The organism is Variovorax sp. P1_G12 (assembly GCF_056405555.1).
Map to the genome: position 1 here is coordinate 53,169 of NZ_JBFUBW010000032.1, position 15,394 is coordinate 68,562.

Consider the following 15,394-nt stretch of genomic DNA (forward strand, 5'->3'; position numbering starts at 1 on the left):
CGCACCAAGGGGCAAGACGACATTGTTGGTCCCGGCACTTGCACTGCGTCGCCGGCCTCGGCATGGTCCGGGTTTTCCTGCTGACATGCGCGTTGCTGATCGTCCCGCCCGCCCGCGCCGATCAGCTATGTACTTATCCGTACCTGGCTTGAGGCATCCCTCAGTAGCCCCACGCGCAGCTGCAAATCGAATGGGCTCATTCAGCGCCCATCACGTGCCAAGCCGTTGGATGCGCTCGGCATATCAACGTCGCAATGCGCATTCGCGCTGCGCCTCAAGCCGAGCAACTCGACGCTGCGTTCCCGCAGCAACTCGGAGTCGCTCCTCAGAGCGCGCTGCAGGCACTCATCGATATAGGCGCCATCGCTCTGCAGGCGCGACAGATCGACCCGCCAGCCCACGCCAGCCATGAGCCATTTGAAGTCGACCAGATTGAGGAAGGCGTCGCATCCTTCCGAGCCTTTGGCATGGGTCGCATTCATGAATGTTGCCGCCTATGAATCGTTATCTTGCTGAAAATCAGACATCCCCGAGGGTGCGCCACCTCAAATGCAGGCGCACTGCCTCAAGAAATACAAGTACAACAACCTCGAGTGCCGACCACTAGCGCAACACGGTGCCGCCAGCTCCCAGCAGAGTCACTTCCACGAAGGATGGGCCCAGGTGGCTCGAGGCTGTGTATCGGTAATCGAGCTCTTCAAAGCTCTGGAACTCGAAGCTTTCGAGAGCGCGCACGTAGCCGTCGCGAGTGAGATTGCGGCCGGCGCGCCGCAAGCCTTCCACAATCACCCGTCCGGTCATGAAGCCTTCCAGGGTTTCGTAAGACAGGTTGTCCTCGTTGCCATGCCGAGCCATCACGGAGCGGAAGTTGCGCGCGGCGCGCGACGAGCCGCGCGGATGCGGCATCACCTGCGTGATCGCGATGCCGCGGACGTCAGCGTCCAGCAGCTCGAATAGCTTGGGCACCGATGTGACCGAGAGGACCCAGGGCGAAGGCAGCGCCGCCCGTGCCTGCGCCTTGTACAGCTTCATCAAGTCGGCCACCGTGCTCGGCGACGTGAACAGCAGCACGGCCTGGGGAGCAGCCTTCACGAGCGTCGCGGCCATGCTCCGACCGTCCCAGTTTTCCGCGGGGTGCGGGACGTCCGCCACCAATTGCGCGTGGAACCGCTGCGTCGCCTTGTGTGCAGCGGCCAGCGTGCTCTTGCCGAACGCGTTGTCCTGGTAGACCACCGCGATGCGGCGTGTGCCGATCGTCGCGAGATGCTCCACCATCTTCTCGACCTCATTGGAGTAGGCCGTGCGCGTGTGGAAGAGGTAGCGGTTGTGAACACGAGCTCCGTCGGCTCCGGTCAGTGTGCCCACCGCCGGCAGCCGATACTCCTCGAGCAGCGGCATCGCGGCCAGCGTGATGCCGGTGCCGCCGATGCATGCGAGTCCGAATACATCCGCACCCTGCCCGAACGCACGGACGTTCGTGAGTGCCTTGTCGATGACGTAGTTGTCCTCCCGGCGCACCACCGAGAGCTGGCGGCCATGCATGCCGCCTTGCGCATTCACCTGCGCGAAGCAGGCGAGCAGCCCGTCGGTATAGTTGCGGTAGAGACTGCCCCAGACACTGTCGAAGCCGATGGTCTGACCGAACACCACCTTGTTGTCAGAAACGCCTGGTTCGCTGCCGCGCGCAGACACGATCCACGGCGCCGAGGCTGCCGCGGCTGCCGCGGCACAGAATGCTCGTCTCCGGATAGGGTTCATTGGTGTCTCCTGTAACTGACGGACGCGCTCGTTCGAAAGAACCCGCCGCGGCTCAGACCCCGCCGTGGCAGACGTACTTGGTTTCGAGGTACTCGTCGAGCCCATACCTCGAACCCTCGCGCCCTACCCCCGACTCCTTGATGCCGCCGAACGGTGCTACCTCGTTGGAGATCAGGCCCTCGTTGACGCCGACCATGCCGTACTCGAGCCGCTCGGCGACACGCCAGGCTCGGCGCACGTCGCGCGTGTAGAAGTAGGCGGCAAGACCGAAGGGCGTGTCGTTGGCGAGCTGAACGGCCTCATCGTCGCTCGCGAACCGCATCAACGGTGCGACCGGCCCGAAGATCTCCTCGCGCACAACGGCCATCTCGCTCGTTACGCCAGCCAGGACCGTCGGCACGTAAAAGTTGCCCCCCAGCGCGTGCACAACACCACCCGCCAGCACGCGTGCGCCCTGGCTTCGCGCTTCATCGACCAGACGGCTGACCTTGGCCAGCGCCCGGCCGTCAATCAGCGGCCCGATGTGCACCCCGGGCTCGACGCCGGCACCGACCTTCAGCTGCTCCACCGCACGCACCAGCCGCTCGGCAAAGGCATCGAACACGGCCTCGTGCACCAGGAACCGGTTGGCGCAGACACAGGTCTGGCCCGCGTTGCGGTACTTGGAAGCGATCGCGCCCTGCACGGCGAGGTCCAAGTCGGCGTCGTCGAAAACGATGAAAGGTGCGTTGCCGCCCAATTCCATCGAAACGCGCTTGACCGTGGCGGCGCATTGCGCCATCAGCAGCTTGCCGACGGGCGTGGAGCCGGTGAACGAGAGCTTGCGCACGACCGGGCTGGCCGTGAGGGCTCCTCCGACGAGCGCCGGCCTCGCGGTGGTGACGACGTTGATCACGCCGGCCGGAATGCCGGCACGCTGCGCCAGTTCGGCCAGCGCGAGGGCCGACAGCGGCGTCGCCTCTGCGGGCTTCACGACCGAGGTGCAACCAGCGGCCAGTGCAGGCGCAACCTTGCGCGTGATCATCGCGATGGGGAAGTTCCACGGCGTGATGGCCGCGGTGACACCCACGCCCTGCTTCATCACCATCAGACGACGGTCGACCGTCGGTGCCGGAATCAGGTCGCCGTAGGCGCGCTTGCCCTCTTCCGCGAACCACTCGATGAACGAAGCGCCGTACCGCACCTCGCCCAGCGCTTCGGCGAGCGACTTGCCCTGCTCCAAGGTCATGAGCAGCGCGAGGTCCTGTTCCGCGCCAATCACGAGATCGTGCCAGCGGCGCAGCAAGGCACTGCGCTCCTTCGCCGGCCGCGCGCGCCAGGCGGGCAGCGCGGCCTGGGCTGCGGCGATGGCGCGATCGGTGTCAGCGGCGTCCATGTCGGGAACGGCCGCGATCGTTTCGCCGTTGGCCGGGTTGCACACCTCGTGCGACCCGCCGCCCCGCGCAGCGACCCACTCGCCGCCGATGAACGCCAGGCGCTTCAGCAACGCCGTATCTTTCAACTGCACCATCAGAAAGCCTCCTCGTAGAGCGCGAGCGCGTCGGCAAGCGCCACGTCGCGCGGGTTATTCACCAGCAGGCGCTGGACCTTGAGTGCGTCCTCCGCCAGCATCGGCAGGTCAATCCGGTCCACGCCGACAGCGCGCAGGTTCTGCTCGAACGGCATCACGGCCACCAGCGCGGCCATGGCATCGACGAACGCCCTGGCGCCTTCGATGGGAGGTTGGCCGGGCCGCGCCGTGCCGATCACTTCGCCCAGTTGTGCGTAGAGCGGCGCCGCGTGTTCCAGGTTGAAGCGCAGCACCGGCCGCAGCACCAGCGCGTTCGACAGGCCGTGCGGCACGTGGAAATGGCCGCCCAGCGGATATGCCAGCGCATGCACCGCCGCCACCGGCGCGTTCGCGAACGCCATGCCCGCCAACAGCGAGCCAAGCAGCATGTGCTCGCGCGCCGCGCCGTTGCGCGGCTCTTCGAGCACCTTGCGCTGGTTGGCATACAGCAGCGCCAACGCCTTCAGGGCCAGCGCATCCGACACCGGGTTCTTCTTGTGGCGCGAGGTGAAGGCCTCGATCGCGTGCACCATGGCATCGATTCCCGTCATCGCCGTAAGGCGAGGAGGCAGGCCCAGCGTGAGGTGGCTGTCGAGCAGCGCGAAGTCAGGGTAGAGCAAGGGAGAGACCACGCCCTTCTTCTCTGAAGTCGGGGTGGTGACGATCGCGATAGGCGTCACCTCCGAGCCGGTGCCGGCGGTGGTCGGCACCTGCACGAGCGGCAGGCGTGGCCCCTGCGCCAAGTCGATCCCGTAGATATCGTGCAGCGCCGCCGGCGTGCGCGCCAGCAAGGCCACGAGCTTGGCGGTGTCCATGGAACTGCCGCCACCGAAGCCCACGACGCCATCGGCGCCCGCTTCTCGGGCAGCCTGCACGGCGGCGAGTACCCGCTCCTCGGGCGGATCGGGCAGCACGTCGGAATAAACGGTGGCGGCGATTCCCGCGATCCGCAGGCTTGCCAGCGCGGGCGCCAGCAGGCCGGCCTGCAGCAAGGGCTGGTCGGTGATGAGGAAGAAATGGCGCACACCGAGCCCGCGGGCGAGTTCGCCGAGGCGGCCAGAGCCGCCCTGCTCGCAGACGATGCGCGGCGTGGTTTCGAAATTGAATCCGGTCATATGGGTTCTCTTGTCAGGCAGCGTGCGCTACGCCGCGTTCAGTGCGCTAGACCTGGCCCACCAGGTCTGGCGAATGCTTGTCGTCCGATTCGCTGAGCAGTACGGCCAGGCCGTCCCGCCCCAGTTCAGCCACCATTTGAGTCAGTCGGCGCGTTGGCCTGGGCCGCCGGCTCGCACAGGGCGGAACGGTGACACACGCCCGCCGCCATCCGGCGGGTTGTGCACCTCCAGCATGCCGCCCGTCGACTGCGATCCACTGCCACCGATGAAGGCGTGGTGCTCGAGCAGCCCGCTGTCACTCAACTTCTGTTCCATGGTGCCGGCGACTGCTTAGCGGATGGCGACCGGATTGATGATGCCCTGCACGCCGCCGGTCATGCGCGACACGCCGAGCACGAACATGAACTCCCAGCCCTTGTCCTTGACCAGTTCGGTGGTGTCGATGTTCTCGAGGATGTAGATGCCGTGCTTTGGGATCAGGATCTGGTGTACCTCGAACACCCCCGCCCCCTTCTCGGCGGGGATCACCTCCAGGGCCCAGGTGTCTGCGCCGACCGCCACCACCTGCTTGCTCGCGAGGTACTCGGCACCTTCTTTGCCCAGGCCCGGTTCGACGGAGATGTAGCGCTTGTCGTCCTTGCCCACCAGCTGCAGCCAGCCGGTGTGGAACAGCACGATGTCGCCCTTTCGGATCTCGACCCCCTGGCGCCGCGCTTGCTCGTCGATCTCTTTGCGGTTGAACGCCGTGCCCTCCGGCACCGGGTTTTGGCCGAAGTACGCCGTCATGTCCAGCACGACGCCGCGCGTGACGAAGGGCGGCAGCTTCTCGACCCCCAGCTTGCTCAGACCGTTGGCCTGTACGAACTCGCTGTTCTTGTGGCAGTTGTAGTAGACGTTGTCGACGCCGATGTGGCCGAGGCCATCGATCTGCGAGCCCGTGCCGACGTAGCCCATGTAGATGTCGTCGTTGTAGTTGGTCTTGGTCGGGCCCAGGCCGACGCCGCCGACCTGCCCTGGCTGGTTGATCGCCAGCGCCCAGCTGCGCGGGCCGAAAGCCGGTGTCTTGGAGTTGGTCTCGACCCCAAGCCGGTAGGTCTTGCCGGTCTTCACCAGCTTTGCGGCCTCCAGCGCCAGTTGCGGAGTCAGCAGGTTGGCCGCGCCGATCTCGTCGGCCGGACCGTATTTCGAACGGCACCATTCGTGCGCCGATGTGCCGGCGGCAAGCGTCGCCAGGGCGAGCGCCGCCGCGAGGCGGGTCATTGCGGACATAGACATTCCAGTCTCCTCTAGTGGGTTGCAGAACTCTCGCGGACGACGCCGCGCTCGATACGGAAGATGCGATCAACCAGGTCGGCCGAGTGCTTGTCATCCGATTCGCTCAGCAGGACCGTCAGGCCCTCGGTGCGCAGCTTCGCGATCACCTCTGTCAGGCGCCGCGACAGCACCGGCGCGACGCCCTCGAAGGGTTCGTCCAGCAGCAGCAGCTTGCGTCCCGGCATCAGCGCACGCGCCAACGCCACCAGCTTCTGCTGGCCGCCGCTGAGCTGCAGCGCCTTGCGCTCGCGGTGCTCGAGCAGTTCGGGAATCAGCTCGTAGATCCATGCGAGGCGTTGTCTTGCGTCGCCCAGGCCGTTGGCCCAAGCCGGCAGCAGAATGTTTTCTTCGACGGTGAGCGACGGAATCAGCCGCCGGTCCTCCGGCAAGTAGCTGATGCCGTGCTCGGCGCGGGTGTGCGCTGGCAATTGCGCCATCGACTCGCCGGCGCACGCCAGCGTCGCCGAACGTGAGGGCAGCAGTCCCATCACCGCGCGCATCAGCGTTGTCTTGCCGGCGCCGTTGCGGCCGATCAGCCCGGCCATGCTGCCCTGCGGCAACTGCAGCGTGACCTTGCGCAGGATGGGCGTGCCGGCGATGGCAACGTCCAATCCCTGGATGTCGAGGGCAAGCTCACTCATGCGAGTGCCTCCTCGCGTGCCGGAGCCCGCTTGCCTACCACCAGCTCCTGCACGCGCGGGTTTCCAAGCACCGCGGCCGGCGGCCCGTCGGCGATGATCTCGCCGCTGTAGAACGCCAGGATGCGCGAGACGTAGCGCTCCACCACTTCCATATCGTGCTCCACGAACAGCACCGTCACGCCGCTTTGCCTCACAGCGGCCATCACGGCATCCATCAAGGGGAATTTCTCGTCGGCGCTCACGCCACTGGTGGGCTCGTCCAGCAGCAGCATGCGCGGCTTCGAGACCAGAGCCATCGCGATGTCGACCAGCTTGCGCGCGCCCTGCGGCACGGCACTGGCCTCGCTGTCGGCGTAGTGCGCCACGCCAAAAGCCTGCAGGATGCGGCGGGCCTCGCGCACCGCCTCCGCAGTTTCGAAGTGCCGCAGCATGGAGGGCTGCGCTTCGTGGGCGGCCGCCAGCGCCATCAGCACGTTGTCCAGCACGGTGAGCTGGGGGAACAACTGCGCGACCTGGAACGAGCGGGCCAGGCCGAGGCGTGTGATCTGGCGCGGCTTCATCCCGAGCACAGAGCTGCCCTCGTACAGGATGTCGCCCGAGGTGGCCGGCAGGTACCCGGTCACCATGTTGATGAACGTGGTCTTTCCGGCGCCGTTGGAGCCGATCACTCCGACGATCTCGCCGCGCTGGATGGTCACGTCCAGCGAATTGGCAGCAACCACGGCACCGAAGGTGCGGGTGAGCTGGCGCGTTTCGAGCACACTCATGGGGACACCTCCTTCGTCACGGACGGAATCTCCGCAGGCACAGCGGCACGCCTACGGGACACCAGGCTCCACAAGCCCTTGGGCAAGAAAAGGATCAGTGCCAGCAGGACACTGCCCAGCGTGAGCTGCCACAGGTGCGGCGCCTCCTGAATGGCGAAGGTGCGCACCGCGGAGAACACAATGGCTGCGACGAACGGTGCCGCCACATGCGCCGTTCCGCCGAGCAGGGCCATGAAGACGAACTCGCCCGAGGTCGCCCAGAACGCCATGTCGGGATCCACGTGGCCGGTGGCGATCGCGATCAGGCCGCCGCCGAGGGCCGACAGCACGGCCGCGCCGCAGTAGTTCAGGTAGACAAGTCCGAACGGCGAGATGCCGAGGAAGTCAACCCGGATTTCGTTCTCGCGCACTGCTTCCGAGAGCCGGCCAAACCGTGAGCGCAACACGCGGTGGCAGACCAGGGCCGCAACGAGCGCGATCGCCAACGTGACCAGGAAGGCGACGCGTTTGGCCTGCGACGGGTCCGGCTGGAAGCCAAGGTAGCTCGGGTTCGCGACGTTGAAGCCGTCGGTGGAGCCGAGCGCGCTGGACTTCACCAGCATGCCGTAGACAATCATCGACAACGCCATCGAAAGCATGGCGTAGAAGATGTCGCGATAGCGCGCCACCATGATGCCGCACAGCGCGGCCATCATCAGCGAAGCCACCACGCCCAGCGCCAGCAGCACGAAGGCATCCTGGATGCCCAGGTGCTTGGCGGCCAAGCCGGCAGCGTAGCCGCCGATGCAGTAGTACAGCGCCTGGCCGAAGGAGACGAGGCCGGCGCGCATTTGCAGCACCACCCCGAGAACCACCAGGCCCTTGGCAAAGGCCAGGGTGAGCAGGAAGCTCAACCAGTCGGGCCCCGCCCAGCCGAGGGCGGCAATCGACCCGGCCGCCAGCGGCAGCCCAAGTTCGGACTTGAATTTCATTTAGATCTTTCGGGGCTGCAGTTGGCCGAAGAGGCCCTGTGGCCGGAATGCGAGTACCAGGAACATCACGCCGTAGATCACGAACAACTCGATCTGCGGCGCCAGATGGACAGCGAAGGAACGGGCGAGACCGACCAGCACCGCGCCGACGGCGGCGCCGCCGACGCTGCCCAGGCCGCCCACCACCACCACGGCGAACGCCAGCACGATCACCTCGACACCGATGCCCGGTGTGACGGAAATGGCCGGTGCAGTGAGCGCCCCGGCAAGCGCACCGAGCATGGAGCCGATCGCGAAGGTGATGGCGAACATCAGATTGACGTTCACCCCCATTGCTGTGGCGATCTCGCGATCGTGGATCACCGCGCGCAACATGCGTCCCTTGTCGGTACGGTTCAGCGCCCACCATGCGGCGGCGCCGACCACGAGCGAGATCGCCACCAGTGCGAGGTCGTAGTTGGCGAAACGCAGCGAACCCGTGACCGAGCTCTGCCCGAGCAGACGGTAGGGCTGGTACGCCAGGTACGGGTTGACGCCCCACACCAGCTTCACCGCGTCCTCCAGGATCAGCAGCAGCGCATACGTGACGATCACCATCAGGATCTCATCGCGGCCACGCAGGTGGCGCAGCAGCCCCTGCTCCACAAGTACGCCCACAACCAGGCCGCCGACGATTGCGCAGCCGAATAGCAGCAGGTAGCTCCAGTACGGACTGGCCCCCGACTCGCCCGAGAAGTACCAGCCTGTGAGCGAGGCGGCGCAGTAGGCGCCGATCGCGTAGAAGCTGCCGTGTGCCATGTTGAGGATGCGCATCACCCCGTAGATCACGGTCAGGCCGGCAGCCACGAGGAACAGCCATGAGGCGTAGATGGCGCCGTCGATGACAATGGCCAGCAAGGTGCTCACGAGGTGCGCTCCTTTGCCGGTGTCGGGCTGCACTTGGCACCCGGAAAGCCGGCCTTGATCCAGTCGGCATGGCTCGTGCCATCGGGGGGCATCAGGCAGTCGCCCGGATAGTCCTTCACATTGGTGATGCTGGCCTTGCGGGTCTTCGGGTCATAGTGGTACTCGCCGTAGGCAACACCCTGTACAGCCTGATGGCCGCCGGCGCGGCTCATGCGCACCGTGCCGCTGGGCGATTCGAAGGTGAGACCCTTGAGACCCGCGAGCACCTGCTCCTGCGTCGGCATGGCGCCGGGCTTGCCCGCCTTCTCCGCGGCCGCCTTCACGCCGAGGATCGCCTGCATCATCTTGAACGCAGGGTAGGTCGGCTGCTCTTTGTGCGCGGCGCTGTAGGTTGTGCGCAACCAGTCGGAGAGCCCGTTCTTCGGCGCGAAAGCGCCAAACGGGCCGCGGCCGCCGACGATCGTGCCGTTGGGCGCCTGGTCCTTGAAATGCTCAAAGCCGGTTTCGCCCGCGGTCAGCAGCGCCACACGCTTGTCGAACAGGCCGCGCGCGCCGCCTTGCAGCACCAGCGCTTCCATGTCGCCACCCCAGAAGCTGGAGTGGATCAGGTCGGGGTTGCTGACAGCCAGCGCGGAGATCTCGGCGCCGTACTGGCCCTGCCCCAGCTTCGGCCACTGCTCGGAAACGACCTTGATGTCCGGCTTGAGTTGCTTGAAAGCAAGGCTGAAGTCGGCCCAGGCATCTTGGCCCCAGGCATAGTTCTGCTGGATGCTGCCGACCGATTTCACGTTCGGTTTCGTCTCCACGATGTAACGGGCAGCCGCCACGTTGTCGACCACCGCGTCGAGGCCAGTGCGAAACACGTATTTCGGGTTCTTCAGCGTCTCGCTGAACAGGCGCGAGGTCCCGCAGTCGAAGAACACCGTCGGGGTCTTGAGCTCCTCGGCCACCGGGGCAATCGCGAGGCAGTCACCAGAGGAGATGTAGCCAATCACCAAGTCGACCTTCTGGCGCTGCACAAGGTTGCGGTATTCCTCCACCTGCTTGGTGGCGCCGCCGTTCTCATCGATCAACACCATCTCGATCTCGACGCCGCTGATGCCTTTGGTGTTGTAGGGCGCGGGCAAGGCACCCTTGTTGAGCGCGTCGACCACGAGCTTGGCGGCGTTGGCCGCTGGCACCCCGAAAGGGCCTGCGGCGGCGCCTGACAGGAAGGTCGCCACGCCGATCCGGAACTTGCCGTTGTCGGCGGCGGCGGCCGGCAGCGCGAAGGCGGCGCCGGCAGTGACGAGCGCGAAGCTGCGAGCCAGGCGCGTGAGGGGGAACTTCAGGGTCACGTTGTCTCCTTGTGAGTTGTGTTGCTCACGAGGAGTATTGCGAGGAGCGTGCCACACCGTGAAAGCCTTGTGGATCAAGGACTTGGGCGTAGTTCGCGAAGATGTATTGCGCGGATTCCGCGCATTGCGGCGGTCGGATCGCGCGGAAACCGCGCATGCGGATTCAGCCCCGCGGCCTTTGCGGATGTGACGGTGCGTTGCCTACGGCGCCCCCGCGGCCCGCCTGCGCTCCCGCACCAGCTCCGGCGATGGCCGCAGTTGCTCCGCAGGGTAGACCCGCCACTTGCCCAACATCACCCGGGCCGGCGGAAACCGGGTGTCGACCACCACCTCTCCGATCGCCTGTGCTTGCGCGATCTGGTGCGTTTCGCGGTCGATGCATGAGGCAAACCCGGGCGGATCCTCCGGCAATTCCAGGCAGAGCCCCTCCAGCGCTCCCACCACCTTCTCGACGTCGAACGGCTTGCCGGTCTTGGCCACCGCGCGCGCAATGGCCAGGATCCCGGCATAGGCGCCCTCTGCCGCATAGGTCGGATAGCGCCCCTCCGCCGCAAAAAAGTCGGCCACGAACTTGCGGTTGCGCGGCGTGTCGGGCCAGTTGTTGTGATGGCGCGCCGAGAGCACGAGATTCGGCGGCGCCAGGTCGCCCAGCGCCACCAGCACGTCGTAGTTGCCGCCGGCATCGAAGTTGGCTATGGGCACCTTGCCGAGCAGTTCGCTGGAGTGGGCCTGCGCGAGGAAGGCAAGGAAGTCGCCCCCCCAAAGGCCTGTCACGATCACGTCCGGCCGCGAGCGCATCAGGGCCGTCAGGTACGCCGAATAGTCGGGTTCGTAGAGCTTGGGCCAGAGTTGGGCAACGACCTCATAGTTCGCGCCGCTGGCCGCCAGGCTGCGTTGCAGGTCGGCCCACATGACGTGGCCATAGTCGTAGTCCGGCCCCAGGAATGCCAGCCGCTTCCAACCACGCTCGCGCTGCTGCTCGGCAAGGTACTTCGCGCCGGCCGCCATCGAAGTGTAGGTGTCGTTCGAAACCCGGAAATAGTAGCGGTGAAAGTCCTCGATCGTGAGCCGCGAGGAGGCGTGGTCGGTGCCGACGAAGATCACCTTGCGCGCACGCGACAGCCGGCTCACCGCCTGCGCCACACCGGAGCTCACCACCCCGCAGAGGAACTGCGCCTTGTCGTGATCGATGAACTGGCTGGCCAGCCGAACGCCATAGGCCGCTTTGGAGCGGTCGTCTTCCACGATCACTCGCAGCCGCGGGCGCCAGTCGCGCGCGCGCTCAGCATCCAGCTCGGCGAGCGCCAGCTTGATCGCCGCGATGCTGTCGCGGCCGTAGATCGCGGCCCGGCCCGCCAGGGGGTAGAGGCAGCCAATGGTGATGTCGGCCTGCCCAACAGGTGCCCCCAGCTCTACGCGGGCATGGGCGCCGGTTGCAGCCAGGCAGGCCATCACCAGCGTGGCGGCGCAGCGAAGCAGATCACGAATCCTCACGGGCGGCCCTCCCCATCCATCCCGAGCCGCTGCAGCCGGCGCAGCAGCGCATGGCGGGAGATGCCCAGCAGGTCCGCGGCCCTGCCACGATGGCCCTGCGCGCGGGCCAGAGCATCGCGCAGCAGCTTCTCCTCCTCGACGGCCAGCTTCTGCTCGATGGCCGCCGAGCGCACCTCCCCACTGTCCAGGTCGGAGGGCAGCTGCGAACGCTCGATCACGCTGCCGGGATGGAGGATGGTGAGACGCTCGATGAGGTTCTTCAGCTCGCGCACGTTGCCGGGCCATGCGTAGGCCGTCAGGCAGGCTCGCGCGTCGGGCGAGAAGCGGATCGGCTCGCAGCGTTCGGACTTGGCATAGCGCGCGGCGAAATGATCTGCCAGTACCAGCACGTCGTCATCGCGCTCCCGCAGGGTCGGCAGGGCGATCGGCAGCACGTTCAACCGGTAGTACAGGTCTTCGCGGAAGCGGCCCCGCGAAGCCTCGGAGGCCAGGTCGCGGTTGGTCGCGGCCACCACCCGAACGTCGGCGGTCACGCCACGGGTGCCACCCACTGGGCGGTACTGACCGTCTTCCAGGAAGTGCAGCAGCTTGGCCTGCAGTGCCAGTGGCAGCTCGCCGATCTCGTCCAGGAACAGTGTGCCGCCGTCCGCCAGCGCGACCAGCCCCACGCGCCGCTGCGTCGCCCCGGTGTAGGCGCCCTTCTCCGCACCGAACAGCTCCGCCTCGATCAGTTGCTCCGGCAGCGAGGCGCAGTTCACCTCGACGAAGGGCCCTCCACTGCGCGCACTCGCCGTGTGGATGGCGCGCGCCACCAGCGCCTTGCCGGTGCCGGACTCGCCCAGCACCAGCACACGCTTGGTCTGGCTCGCCGCAATGCGGCTGATGGTCGCCGCCAGCGCGCGGACCTGTGCGCTCGTACCGATCACTCCGTCGTGGGCGGTCGATTCCTGCCGCCGGTAATCGATCTCACTGGCCATGCGCGCCTTCTGCAGCGCGCCGCGCAGCGTGTAGAGCAATTCATCGAGCTCGAACGGCTTGGTCACGTAGTCCGCTGCGCCGGCCTTCACCGCCTTCACGGCCAGCCGCGTGTCGCTCGTTGCGGAGATCATGATCACGGGCAGCCCGGGCCGATCCGTGGCGAGCCGCGCGAGCACGTCCATCCCGCTCATGTCCGGCAGGTTCACGTCGAGCAACACGATGTCGGGCGCGCCTCGACAGGCGGCATCCAATCCGCCGGCGCCGTCCACCGCGGTCGCGACGCCAAATCCCTCCTCTTCCAGCGCGAACACCAGTGCCTTCAGCACGCCGGGTTCGTCGTCGATCACCAGCACCTGTTTCAAAACCTATGTCTCCTCTCGCGGCATCGGCACGCGCAACGTGACCACCGTGCCCGCGCCCACCTGGCTCTCGATCACGAGCGTGCAGTCATTCAACTCGGCCAATTGTCGGGAAATGCTGAGGCCCAGGCCCATGCCCTTCGGTCGGGTCGTGAAGAACGGATCGCTCAGCTTCGCGAGCGCCTCGGGCGGCACCCCACGACCCGTATCGCGGACCTCAAGCACGCCGAAGCCGTCGCCGGCGCGCGCCGCACGTAGTGTGATCAGGCCGCCCGGCGGCGTGGCCTGTATCGCGTTGAGCATCAGGTTCAGCATGATCTGGATCAGATGATCGGCATCGACCCACAGGCGCAACTCGGAGTCGCCCTGGATCGCGAGTGACAGCCGCTGCGCCTTCAGTTCGGCCTTCACCAGGCCATCGACCCGGCGGAAAACCTCGCGCACCGGCGCCACGGCCGGTTCCGGAGGGCGCGGCTTCCCGAAATCAGATAGATCGCTCACCACGCGGGTGAGCCGCGTGACCTCGGTCTCCACGTCCTGCAGAAGCTGGTGCCGACGCGGATCGGCCTCGCGTCGGGCGAGCGCCTGCACCGTCGTCTTGATGGCGGACAACGGGTTGCGCACCTCATGCGCAATGCCGGCGGCAAATTCGCCGAGCGAAGCGAGCCGCTGCGCGCGTGCCAATCGGGCGAACGTGTTGGCAAGGCCCTCCGCCATCGTGTTGAAGGCACGCGAAACGGCCGCGATCTCATCGCGCCCCTGGTCCCGGATGCGGTGGTCCAGTTGGCCGGACGCGATGGCTTCGACTCCGCTCACAAGCTGTGCCACGCGGCCCTGCAGACTGCGCGCGAGCTGGTAGAACAGGAACACCAGGACGCTGGCGGTGCCGAGCACGGCCACCAGCAGCACACGCCGCGCATTCTCGAAACGGCTGAGCAGCGCCGAGGGCTCGATCTGCAACATCGGTTGCCAGCCGGGCAACACCTCCGGGCCCGCGATCATGCGCTCGGCGGGGGTGACGCGCACGCCGACGGCGTTGAAGTAGCCGGCAGGCGTTTTCAGAACCGGCTGCACGATGCCGGCCACCGAGGGCCCGCCCATCAGTTCAGTCAGCGAGGAGAAGCGTACGTGCAGCGCAATGTCGACCCGGCGCCGGCCCTCAGCGACCGGCAGGGGATGGCGCACCAGGAACCATCCGGCGAGGCCGTCGCCCGGCGCGGCCGGCCCGACCACCTCATTGCTGTCGAAACGGGTGACCGGCAGCGAAGCAATCGAGAACGGTTGCTCGCTCCAATAGGGCGGCCCGGCGGCCGCCTGCCCGGGCACGAAAWGGCGCAGCCGGCCGCCGTCTTCCAGCAGCAGGATGCCGTAGAGGTCCGGCAGATCGGCTTCCAGCTGCAGCAGCCCATGCGCCTCCTCGCCCGCGTCGCTGATGTCGGCGCGCAGCAAGGCGGTCATGGCGGGGTGGCTGGCCAAGGTCTCCACCTGATAGCGTCGACCGTCGAGAAACGACTCCAGGCGCTTCGACATTGCCGTGAGCTGGACCGACAGGCGCTCACCGACCAGCTCGTCGATCAGCGCCTGCGCATACCGGTCGTACAGCAGGCCCACTGCGAGCGTCGGCACGATTCCCGCCACTAGCGAGATCGCGAGGTAGCGACTTACGACGCTGTTGTTGATGGCCATTCCGGAACTCGTGCCGCGCTAAAGACCAGTCCCGCGTCGGCGCTCACAAGGGTATGGCAACAGCAGAAGAGCGAGTTGGCGATCAATTCGCCCATCACGATCGCGTGGCGATCGGTCCCATCGCTGCTTCCGGAACCGGAGGCGAACTCGCCCGTCAGGCAAACGAGCTTCGCCCAGAGTGATCTCATGCAAATCTCCGTTGTCGTGCATGGAAAGAATGCCTTCGGTGGCTACGAGCAGCAGATCACTGCACGGTTGGACCAACAGCGGGCTTGGGGGTTGACGATTGTTCGCTGTTGTCTCCGTTGGATGGAAAAGGCGACCTGCGAAGTGCAAAGCCCGTGCCATGCCGACTCCCATGACGCAGCCGCGAGCGGCGCCCCCGAGCAGGGTCTGGCACATGCGAAGAATGCGGCACCTGTGTCCGGTTCTATGGACATGTCGTCGTCTCCAATGACTGAAACCATGGACAACTGTCGGACAAAACATACGTCGCGCGGCGCCGCTCTTTTCCCTTGC

Annotated in this window: 14 protein-coding genes; all 14 read right to left on the reverse strand. The window is 66.5% G+C overall.

Annotated elements, in window-relative coordinates; translation table 11 throughout:
* Positions 1-200 precede the first annotated feature (200 nt).
* The 14 genes from AC1D2O_RS29330 to AC1D2O_RS29395 all read right to left on the reverse strand — a co-directional run bounded on the left by AC1D2O_RS29330 (position 201) and on the right by AC1D2O_RS29395 (position 14,875).
* The gene (locus AC1D2O_RS29330) at positions 201-482 is read right to left on the reverse strand and encodes a hypothetical protein (RefSeq protein ID WP_478158334.1); all 282 of its coding nucleotides are present in this window, start codon (positions 480-482) and stop codon (positions 201-203) included.
* A gap of 121 nt (positions 483-603) precedes the next feature.
* Positions 604-1,758 carry an ABC transporter substrate-binding protein gene (locus tag AC1D2O_RS29335; protein ID WP_478090283.1) on the reverse strand — a complete coding sequence of 385 codons (1,155 nt, stop codon included), beginning with the start codon at positions 1,756-1,758 and terminating at the stop codon, positions 604-606.
* Positions 1,759-1,810: 52 nt separating this feature from the next.
* Positions 1,811-3,268, reverse strand: coding sequence for an NAD-dependent succinate-semialdehyde dehydrogenase (locus tag AC1D2O_RS29340; protein WP_478158335.1), 1,458 nt, complete (start codon positions 3,266-3,268; stop codon positions 1,811-1,813).
* Positions 3,268-4,422, reverse strand: a complete 1,155-nt coding sequence (locus tag AC1D2O_RS29345; protein ID WP_478089553.1) for an iron-containing alcohol dehydrogenase — start codon at positions 4,420-4,422, stop codon at positions 3,268-3,270. The genes AC1D2O_RS29340 and AC1D2O_RS29345 overlap by 1 nt, the downstream gene beginning before the upstream one ends.
* Before the next feature lie 141 nt (positions 4,423-4,563).
* Positions 4,564-4,737: a hypothetical protein gene (locus AC1D2O_RS29350; protein WP_478089552.1), complete on the reverse strand. Its 174-nt coding sequence runs from the start codon at positions 4,735-4,737 to the stop codon at positions 4,564-4,566.
* A 15-nt stretch (positions 4,738-4,752) separates the two neighbouring features.
* Complete coding sequence (locus AC1D2O_RS29355) at positions 4,753-5,697, reverse strand: cyclase family protein (RefSeq protein WP_478158336.1); 945 nt, start codon at positions 5,695-5,697, stop codon at positions 4,753-4,755.
* A gap of 11 nt (positions 5,698-5,708) precedes the next feature.
* A complete protein-coding gene (locus AC1D2O_RS29360) occupies positions 5,709-6,377 on the reverse strand; it encodes an ATP-binding cassette domain-containing protein (RefSeq protein WP_478089551.1) in 669 nt (222 codons plus the stop codon).
* Positions 6,374-7,144: an ABC transporter ATP-binding protein gene (locus AC1D2O_RS29365; protein ID WP_478089550.1), complete on the reverse strand. Its 771-nt coding sequence runs from the start codon at positions 7,142-7,144 to the stop codon at positions 6,374-6,376. The genes AC1D2O_RS29360 and AC1D2O_RS29365 overlap by 4 nt, the downstream gene beginning before the upstream one ends.
* Positions 7,141-8,115, reverse strand: coding sequence for a branched-chain amino acid ABC transporter permease (locus AC1D2O_RS29370; RefSeq protein ID WP_319356924.1), 975 nt, complete (start codon positions 8,113-8,115; stop codon positions 7,141-7,143). The genes AC1D2O_RS29365 and AC1D2O_RS29370 overlap by 4 nt, the downstream gene beginning before the upstream one ends.
* Positions 8,116-9,021 carry a branched-chain amino acid ABC transporter permease gene (locus tag AC1D2O_RS29375; protein WP_478089549.1) on the reverse strand — a complete coding sequence of 302 codons (906 nt, stop codon included), beginning with the start codon at positions 9,019-9,021 and terminating at the stop codon, positions 8,116-8,118.
* Positions 9,018-10,358 carry an ABC transporter substrate-binding protein gene (locus tag AC1D2O_RS29380; RefSeq protein WP_478089548.1) on the reverse strand — a complete coding sequence of 447 codons (1,341 nt, stop codon included), beginning with the start codon at positions 10,356-10,358 and terminating at the stop codon, positions 9,018-9,020. Before AC1D2O_RS29380 ends, AC1D2O_RS29375 begins: the two co-directional genes overlap by 4 nt.
* A gap of 201 nt (positions 10,359-10,559) precedes the next feature.
* Positions 10,560-11,810 (reverse strand): ABC transporter substrate-binding protein, encoded by a 1,251-nt coding sequence (locus AC1D2O_RS29385; protein ID WP_478089556.1) that lies wholly within the window; start codon positions 11,808-11,810, stop codon positions 10,560-10,562.
* 38 nt (positions 11,811-11,848) lie between these two features.
* Positions 11,849-13,183 carry a sigma-54-dependent transcriptional regulator gene (locus tag AC1D2O_RS29390; RefSeq protein WP_478158350.1) on the reverse strand — a complete coding sequence of 445 codons (1,335 nt, stop codon included), beginning with the start codon at positions 13,181-13,183 and terminating at the stop codon, positions 11,849-11,851.
* Positions 13,184-13,195: 12 nt separating this feature from the next.
* Positions 13,196-14,875 carry an ATP-binding protein gene (locus AC1D2O_RS29395; RefSeq protein ID WP_478158337.1) on the reverse strand — a complete coding sequence of 560 codons (1,680 nt, stop codon included), beginning with the start codon at positions 14,873-14,875 and terminating at the stop codon, positions 13,196-13,198.
* Positions 14,876-15,394 lie beyond the last annotated feature (519 nt).

Bases quoted from the DNA above. Each gene is read 5' to 3' on its own strand.
- AC1D2O_RS29330 (WP_478158334.1), bottom strand. From the start codon at position 482: ATGAATGCGACCCATGCCAAAGGCTCGGAAGGATGCGACGCCTTCCTC.
- AC1D2O_RS29335 (WP_478090283.1), bottom strand. From the start codon at position 1,758: ATGAACCCTATCCGGAGACGAGCATTCTGTGCCGCGGCAGCCGCGGCA.
- AC1D2O_RS29340 (WP_478158335.1), bottom strand. From the start codon at position 3,268: ATGGTGCAGTTGAAAGATACGGCGTTGCTGAAGCGCCTGGCGTTCATC.
- AC1D2O_RS29345 (WP_478089553.1), bottom strand. From the start codon at position 4,422: ATGACCGGATTCAATTTCGAAACCACGCCGCGCATCGTCTGCGAGCAG.
- AC1D2O_RS29350 (WP_478089552.1), bottom strand. From the start codon at position 4,737: ATGGAACAGAAGTTGAGTGACAGCGGGCTGCTCGAGCACCACGCCTTC.
- AC1D2O_RS29355 (WP_478158336.1), bottom strand. From the start codon at position 5,697: ATGTCTATGTCCGCAATGACCCGCCTCGCGGCGGCGCTCGCCCTGGCG.
- AC1D2O_RS29360 (WP_478089551.1), bottom strand. From the start codon at position 6,377: ATGAGTGAGCTTGCCCTCGACATCCAGGGATTGGACGTTGCCATCGCC.
- AC1D2O_RS29365 (WP_478089550.1), bottom strand. From the start codon at position 7,144: ATGAGTGTGCTCGAAACGCGCCAGCTCACCCGCACCTTCGGTGCCGTG.
- AC1D2O_RS29370 (WP_319356924.1), bottom strand. From the start codon at position 8,115: ATGAAATTCAAGTCCGAACTTGGGCTGCCGCTGGCGGCCGGGTCGATT.
- AC1D2O_RS29385 (WP_478089556.1), bottom strand. From the start codon at position 11,810: ATGGCCTGCCTGGCTGCAACCGGCGCCCATGCCCGCGTAGAGCTGGGG.